Origin of the sequence: Dorea sp. AGR2135, from assembly GCF_000420885.1 — a bacterium.
Classification (GTDB): Bacteria; Bacillota; Clostridia; order Lachnospirales; family Lachnospiraceae; genus Dorea; species Dorea formicigenerans.
The window spans coordinates 88,036-95,016 of record NZ_ATVU01000013.1 but is presented as its reverse complement, the minus strand read 5'-3'; the positions used below and the strand labels follow the sequence as shown (position 1 = coordinate 95,016).

Annotated in this window: 6 protein-coding genes; all 6 read right to left on the bottom strand. The window is 43.0% G+C overall.

Features of this window, described 5'->3' with window-relative positions:
- Positions 1-176: 176 nt before the first annotated feature.
- Positions 177-641 carry a signal peptidase II gene (locus tag G593_RS0109875; protein WP_022278822.1) on the bottom strand — a complete coding sequence of 155 codons (465 nt, stop codon included), beginning with the start codon at positions 639-641 and terminating at the stop codon, positions 177-179.
- Between the two features lie 3 nt (positions 642-644).
- Positions 645-932 carry a hypothetical protein gene (locus tag G593_RS0109870; RefSeq protein ID WP_022278821.1) on the bottom strand — a complete coding sequence of 96 codons (288 nt, stop codon included), beginning with the start codon at positions 930-932 and terminating at the stop codon, positions 645-647.
- Between the two features lie 19 nt (positions 933-951).
- Complete coding sequence (locus G593_RS0109865) at positions 952-2,763, bottom strand: S8 family peptidase (protein WP_242827077.1); 1,812 nt, start codon at positions 2,761-2,763, stop codon at positions 952-954.
- A gap of 100 nt (positions 2,764-2,863) precedes the next feature.
- The gene (gene clpX / locus G593_RS0109860; RefSeq protein ID WP_029731583.1) at positions 2,864-4,294 is read right to left on the bottom strand and encodes an ATP-dependent Clp protease ATP-binding subunit ClpX; all 1,431 of its coding nucleotides are present in this window, start codon (positions 4,292-4,294) and stop codon (positions 2,864-2,866) included.
- Positions 4,295-4,312: 18 nt separating this feature from the next.
- Positions 4,313-6,274 (bottom strand): NAD-dependent DNA ligase LigA, encoded by a 1,962-nt coding sequence (ligA, locus tag G593_RS0109855; RefSeq protein ID WP_044994339.1) that lies wholly within the window; start codon positions 6,272-6,274, stop codon positions 4,313-4,315.
- Positions 6,228-6,968, bottom strand: a complete 741-nt coding sequence (locus tag G593_RS0109850; protein ID WP_029731581.1) for a pseudouridine synthase — start codon at positions 6,966-6,968, stop codon at positions 6,228-6,230. Before G593_RS0109850 ends, ligA begins: the two co-directional genes overlap by 47 nt.
- Positions 6,969-6,981 lie beyond the last annotated feature (13 nt).

Here is a 6,981-nt window from a genome sequence, read left to right as displayed (position 1 = left end):
TGTTTGCCATAATAAAAGGCCTCCTATGATTTTTATATTTTATCATAGAAGACCTTAATGTTGTTTATTTTACAGAGATTTTTTCACAGGCTCATAACTTACACACTTTTTATATTATGGATATTCATTTTTGTATTTGTGGATTACTCTCTTCCTGGAATTCATAATCCAATTTTCTATCTTCGGAATATCTTCGCTACACCTGTCACTGCTGCCCCGATTACTACATACACATCTGCCAGGTTCGCGGTGAGTCTGCGAAATCTGCTGTTTTTCCACTGGATTCCGATATAATCAATGACTTTTCCACGAATCAGTCTGTCATAGGTATTACTGATTGCACCGGCTGTCAGAAATACCATGCCGAATTTTCTGAGCCATTTTCCTTTTTTGAAAAAGAGCCATGCATCATAGATTGCAAGCCCGGCACACAAGATACCAGATGTCTTTCTCACCAGCTCCGGTTTCTTATCCAGTGTATTAAAACAGAAGCCTTTATTATAAACCTTCCGGAGCACAACTTTGTCCAGAATTGTCTCCCGTTCTTCCTCTTCTTCAAAATTCTCCTCGATGTACTGCTTAATGCCCATGTCCACGCACACCAGCACAACAAGAAGTCCTCCTGCTGCCATCAATAACATCTGTTATACCTCCTGAATTTTGCGGATTTCCTCCTGGCACTGTGCTGCTTCTTCCTCTCTCTTTTCGATTGCTTCGCACAGGGAAATGCACTCTAAGTCCGCCACTTCTCCTGCTTTGAATTTTTGATAAATCTTCTTTCCGATTTCGATGTAATCTCTTTCATTGGCACGATCCAGAGAACGGATCTGGCTTTTGATACGCTGCACTTCCAGGGTATCTTCCGTCTTCTTTCCAAAGTCCTCTGCTACATCTGAAATTTTCTTTCCTAACTGCTCAAAAAAGTCTGCCATATTGTACCTCTCCCATCTGTTATAATCTTCTCAATCTGTCCAGCGATTGATACAGGTCCATCGTTCCATAGCCCCACTGTCGGTTCGGGAATTCTGAAAATGTGTTCTGCTGTGCTCCTAATATGATAATATTTGCCACCTGACTTGTGGTAACTCCTGCCGGAATCGGCTGATTCAAAATCCATTCCATGATCATCGCACAGGCTCCGGCTGTGATTCCCGTTGCCACACTGGAACCGCTTCGCCTTACAAATGTTCCATTTACCCCTGCTCCCAAAACCTGGACTCCTGGAACTGCAAAATCAGGTTTTATTCTCTTGTCTCTAGTATAACCTCTGCCAGAATTAATATCAACACTCTTATCTGCTCCACTGTAATAAGCAACCGTAATCGGATCATCGGTATTCGCAGGCTCTGTCAATGTCACGTCCGGACTTGCCTCCAGAAAATATACATTTCCATCGAGAAATTCCCGCACCGGAAGCCAGATGTGAAACTCTCCATCTGCACGCCCCAGCGACTGTACTCCTATCTTCCAGATACCCTGTGCCGGATGATCGAATTTTAGAAACAAAAGCTGGGATCTTCCGTTCCGCAAAAACAACCGATATTCCACATCCACAACCGTCTGCTCAAATGGAAATGTAAGCTGATAGCGATTCCCCTGCCGAATGGAAATCACCGGACTTCTCTCCCCAGACGGAGATATAAGATACGCTGTCACAATATTGGGAATGGTCCCCCATAATTCTGCTACAAATCCCGTATTTCCACTTTCGACACGCATTTCCACTTCCTGAACCTCTCCTACCTGATTCAGTTTTCCCTGAAAATGATGTCGTTCATTTGCCTCATTTCCTCCTCCGATAACCACGCATCGATCTACCAGTCTGGAATAGCTTCCGAGAATCCGCGACAGACTGGACATTCCATTATGTCCGCCAAGATTCGTTCCAAGAGCCACACACATAACAAGAGGCATCTGTTTTTTCAGTGCCAGAAGATGCAGATACCGAAGTCCCTGCGCAATATCTGTCTCCTGATAACACACTGCCTTCTGTCGTATTCCATAAAATTTCCGCAAATAATCTTTCGCTTCTTTTAACTTCACTACTGCAATTTCAGCCTCTGATGCCGCCCCGGTAAAACCTTCCTGGATATTTTCTCCACCTGCTGCCACACTTGCTAAAAATGTACCATGTCCATTTTCATCACTTACTGGCACAATTTCCTTTGGATTGTCACTTTTCAGTGCCTGATTAATCTGACTATTCGTATACTCACTTCCATATGTAAATGTATCCGGTGGCTGACCGTTCTGGTCAGTCTGATCCCATATCGCCGTGATTCGACTGCTTCCATCTATGTTTCGAAAGATTTCATTTTCATAGTCTATTCCTGTATCCAAAAATCCAATCATAATTCCTTTTCCTCGAAGATTAAGACCCGGGTAATTCTGAAGCACACTGATTCCTGTCTCATTCATAGCTTCCATATCCAACAGTGCATAGCAATTTGGAATGCTGTTGTAACCATAAGCCGCAATGCTTAGTTCTTCCCCTAGACTTTGATCCACATATGCTACACGATAGCCAAAACCAAGGCTCTGCACACAAATCTGGCTCTTGGGATAGACCAGTTCCTGATCTGACCGGTAATTCGGGATAATAAAATCCCGAAAATCCTGAGAGAGGATTTTTTCACGGCATGAAGTATCTCCTGTCTCTTCTTCCTTCTGCTGTGTTGCTATCACTCTCTCCTTCAAAACATTGCTTTTTGTATTTTTTCGTGTCTTTAGCAATGCATTTATTTCTCCGTAACTATCATTCATAAAAAAGAAAACACCTCGTATACTTTTCATATGTATATGAGATGTTTTCTTATTTTATTATTGGACATTATCTTCTATATTTTTATAACTGCCTTACTATCTATGCCTGACCTTCTAATCTCGGTACTTCCTGCCCTCTCAGTGTGATAATCGGACCACCAGTATTTTCTATGTACTCCTGTGTAATCGTCACTTGACCGATGCTGTCATCTTTCGGGATTTCATACATGATATCCAGCATAAATTCTTCGATAATCGCACGAAGGGCTCTTGCTCCTGTATCCTTCTCCATCGCCTTTTTCGCAATTGCACGTAATGCACCTTCTGTGAAATCGAGCTTCACTTCATCCAGTGCAAGAAGTTTCTGATACTGCTTCAGAATTGCATTCTTTGGCTCCTCCAGGATCTTCACATACATATCTTCTGTGAGTCCCTGTAATGTAAAGACTACCGGAAGTCGTCCCAGGAACTCCGGAATCATACCAAAGTTTCTAAGATCTTCTGTTGCTACCTTCTCAAGAATCTTCTTATCATGATCATATTTATCTTTCAGATCTGCGCCAAATCCAATTGCAGACTGCTTTGTGAGTCTCTCTTTGATGATGCCGTCCAGATCCGGAAATGCTCCTCCACAGATAAATAAAATGTTCTTTGTATTGACTGTTGTGAGCGGAACCATCGCATTTTTACTGTTAGCTCCAACCGGAACTTCCACTTCGCTTCCTTCTAAAAGCTTCAGCATTCCCTGCTGTACGGACTCTCCACTAACATCACGCTGACTCGCATTTTTCTTTTTTGCAATCTTATCAATCTCATCAATAAAAATGATTCCCTGTTCTGCTTTTTCCACATCGTTATCCGCTGCTGCCAGAAGCTTGGATACAACGCTTTCGATATCATCTCCAATATAACCTGCTTCCGTCAGAGATGTAGCATCTGTAATCGCAAGCGGCACATCCAGAATTCTTGCCAGCGTCTTGACAAGATAGGTCTTACCGGAACCTGTAGGTCCAATCATCAGCATGTTAGATTTCTCAATCTCAATGTCGTCCATGGAATCCGTTGCCACACGCTTGTAATGGTTGTATACAGCAACAGACATCACTTTCTTGGCATATTCCTGTCCGACTACATACTCGTCCAGGCTCGCCTTGATCTTATGCGGTGCCGGAAGGTTATGAATGTCAACGAGCGGCGTTGCCTCCTCGCCCTCTTTTTTCTTCTTCACGCGCTGCTGCTTTGGAATCTGCTGGCTCATATCATCAATATTTAAGAACTGAACTCCCGGCATATTCATAAGCTGGCTATAATCAATCGCACCACCGAAGTTCATATTATTCATAGCATCAAAACTCTTTTGCATACAGTCATTGCACACACACATATTGTTCGGAAGATTGATCATCTTTCCAGCCACACTCTCTGGTCTGTGGCAGACAAAGCAGACTTTCTCATATTCATCATCGTTATGATTGTCATTGCTATTATTATCGTTGTTATCAATTGTATCTACATAATCCTGTTCAGACATGGTTCTTTCCCTTCTTTCCTACTTTTGTTCCTCTACCATCTTAATGAACTGCTCCTCCGAAAGAATCGGAACTCCCAGTTCGTTTGCTTTTTTATTCTTTGATGAAGTCGATGTCACATCATTATTGATTAGGTAATTTGTTTTGGAAGTGACAGATCCCGTAACTTTTCCTCCCAGGCTCTCAATCAGTTCCTTGACCTCTCCTCTGTTTGCAAAATGTTCCACACTCCCGGTAATAACAAAGTTCACTCCGGCAAAGATCTGTTGACTCTCTGATTCTTCTTCCTTTGGAATCTCAAGCTCTTTAAGCAGCCGCTTTAAGCTTTCTACATGCTTCTCATCCTGAAAATAAGTTACAAATGCACCGGCAAGTACTTCGCCTACTCCCTGAATCTCTGCAAGTTCTTCTGTAGTAGCATGAATCATACGATCCACATCACCGGAAAATTCTCTGCAGATGACCTTCGCATTTGCAAGACCAATTCCCGGAATTCCAAGTGCATAGATAACTTTCGGAAGTGTCGTCACTTTTGCTTTCTCCACATTTGCGATCAGGTTCTTGTAGGATTTTTCTCCAAAACCTTCCATCGTCTGAATCTCTTCCTGCCATTTATCCAAATGAAAAATGTCTGTGAATTCCTTTATAAATCCACGGTCAATAAACTTCTCCAGCGTTGCCTCTGACAAACCTTCAATATTCAAAGCATCACGGCTCGCAAAGAGTGCAAATGCTTTGACATGCTTTGCCTGACATTCCGGATTGGTACAATACAGTGCTTTTGCATTGCTGACCCGGCGGATCTCTGTCTTGTCGCCACAGACCGGACAGACTTTTGGAATATCTTTCACACCACTTCTTGTCAGATTCTGTGCAATCTGCGGAATGATCATATTCGCCTTATAAACTTCAATCTCATCCCCCACACCAAGTTCCAATTCTTCCATAATACTGATGTTGTGGACACTAGCACGGCTCACTGTCGTTCCCTCCAGCTCCACCGGTTCAAAGATAGCGACCGGATTGATGAGCCCCGTTCTAGATGGACTCCACTCAATCTCCAGAAGCTTTGTCTGGCGGATCTCATCAGCCCATTTAAATGCAAATGAATCTCGTGGAAACTTAGACGTCCGCCCCAGTGATCTTCCATACGCTATATCATCATATACTAACACAAGTCCGTCGGACGGGAAATCGTTCTCGGCAATTTTTTCTGAAAATTTAATAACTTCCGCCTCTACTGTGTCTCTTATTACTTCGTGGTATTCTACTACTTCAAACCCCTGCTCTTTCAGCCATTCCATCTGACAGGCTCTGGAATTGTGGAAATCCACATCTTTTGCACTGACCAGTGTAAATGCGTAGAATTTTACATTTCTTTTTGCTGTAATCTCACTGTTCAGCTGGCGTACAGAACCACTGCAGAGATTACGCGGATTTTTATATTTGGCTTCTGCTTCCTGGATTTGCTCATTAATCTTCTCAAAATCTTTATAGCCAATCACTGCTTCGCCGCGCAGTATCAGCTCCCCTTGATAGCTGATCTGAAGCGGTACATTTTTAAAGACTTTTGCATTGTTTGTGATGACCTCGCCTACTTCTCCATTTCCACGGGTGACTGCCTTAAAAAGATGTCCGTCCCGGTAAGTCAGAACAATGGTAAGTCCGTCCATTTTCCAGGACATCAGTGCCTTCTGATCTCCCACAAAATTCTTTAATTCCTCTACATCTTTCGTCTTGTCCAAAGAAAGCATTGGGCTTTCATGCCGTTCTTTTGGGAGTTCACTGACCACTTCATATCCAACTCGCACCGTCGGACTATTGGAAAGTGTGATCCCAAGCTCACGCTCCAGTTCCTGAAGTTCATCATAAAGCTTGTCGTACTCATAGTTGCTCATGATTTCTTCTGCGTCTTGATAATATGCTTTTGATGCTTTATTCAAAAGCTCCACCAGTTCCTTCATGCGTTCCTGCCTGTTCATATAGCTTCTTTAACTCCTGTCCTTCTATTTTTCGCACTGCTCCACTCTTTAAGCTTCCCAGTTCTACATTCATAATTCTTATTCTTACAAGCTTTGTCACTTTATATCCAAGTGCTTCGCACATTCTCCGGATCTGACGGTTCAGCCCCTGTGTCAGAATAATGGAAAATGTGTACTTTCCAATTTGCTTTACCTCACACGGTCTTGTTACCGCATCCAGATTCTTTTCCACGTCCTGTATATGCACACCCTCTGACATCTGCCGCACAAATTCTGAAGTGATTTCTTTATCCACGCGGACATGATATTCCTTTTCATGATGATATCTCGCCCGCATCATACTGTTGATCAGTTCTCCGTCATTTGTCATAATAAGAAGGCCTTCCGAATCTTTATCCAGTCTTCCTGCATAGGTCACCCGCACCGGATAATGCAGGAAACGTATGATATTATTTTTCACTTTCATATCCCCAGTACACACGATACCTGCCGGTTTGTTGACTGCCAGAACAACCTTCTGTTCTGCACCCTGGATCACTTTTTTCCCGACACAGATTTTCTGCTCCTTTGACACTTTCATGCCCGGTACAGCCTGCACGCCATCCACCGTCACACGTCCCGCCTCTATGAGACGGTCTGCCTCTCTTCTGGAGCAGATACCTGCCTCACTGAGGTATTTATTTAATCTTATCATTTACTAACACTCC